2 protein-coding genes are annotated in these 939 nt (G+C 42.2%); both read right to left on the bottom strand.

The features are described from left to right. Positions 1-42: 42 nt before the first annotated feature. The gene (locus AC1DVB_RS27580; protein WP_063576267.1) at positions 43-243 is read right to left on the bottom strand and encodes a DUF3311 domain-containing protein; all 201 of its coding nucleotides are present in this window, start codon (positions 241-243) and stop codon (positions 43-45) included. Between the two features lie 129 nt (positions 244-372). After that, a partial coding sequence (locus tag AC1DVB_RS27575) for a M20/M25/M40 family metallo-hydrolase (RefSeq protein WP_477592024.1) occupies positions 373-939 on the bottom strand: 567 nt, incomplete at its 5' end.

The following is a 939-nucleotide window of genomic DNA, read 5'->3' as shown; positions in this document are numbered from 1 at the left end:
GTGCTAGAACCAAGAAGATGGCAATGATGAGCAATGAGATATTCATTCAGATTCACTCCCTTTATTATCAGGATCGAACTTATAGACGATCATTAAGATAATCGATGCCATCACCATCCAAAATGCAACCCAAAATAACAAAAAAGGCATTCCCAATATGTACGGTTCTATTTTATTTGCATAGGGCAATAAACCTAAAAACCCTATAAATGGAACAAAAAGCAATAGCTTAATAGCATTCAAATTATACCCTCCCCTAATTAGTTTCCTTACACGGGTGCATAACCATCAGTCAAGCCGACTTTCATGCTGAACTGATGGTTTGATGGCACCCTTCGGTCACTGGCTGTATACAACCAACCATATTTCCGCTTAAGATGACTGGATGGCAAGGACCGTTTCCAATATTACATTGACGCCTTTCTCACAATCTTCCCATGTAGTAAGTTCCTCTTCACAATGGCTTTTCCCGTTGATGCTTGGGACGAAAACCATGGCAGTAGGTATATAACTGGCTATAAACTGTGCATCATGTCCTGCACCGCTTACCATTCTTTTATATGGTAGTCCTAATGATTTGCTCGATTGCTCGAGCAAATTGCAAATGGATTTGTCGAACCACACGGTATCCCTGTCCCACAATTTTTTCGCTTGGATGTCGCAGCCGCCTTCTGAACCTCTAGTTGTAAGGCCTTTTATGACTTCCTCCACCTTTTCGATGACTTTGGAATCCTTATGTCTCGCTTCAAGCGAAAAAACCACTTTATTAGGGATGACCGTATGGATATTCGGAAACACATTTACCCTTCCCATCGTAAAAACCAAGTCGTCATCAAGCATGCCTAGCTTCTGACGGGCCTCCATGATCAAGCTATTCGCGGTGAAGAAAGCATCTTTTCTCATATTCATCGGGGTGGTTCCTGCATGATCGGATTCTCC

The sequence above is a fragment of the Peribacillus sp. P4_D6 genome (genome assembly GCF_056401795.1).
The sequence above is the reverse complement of the archived record's forward strand: the minus strand, read 5'-3'. Positions and strand labels throughout refer to the sequence as shown.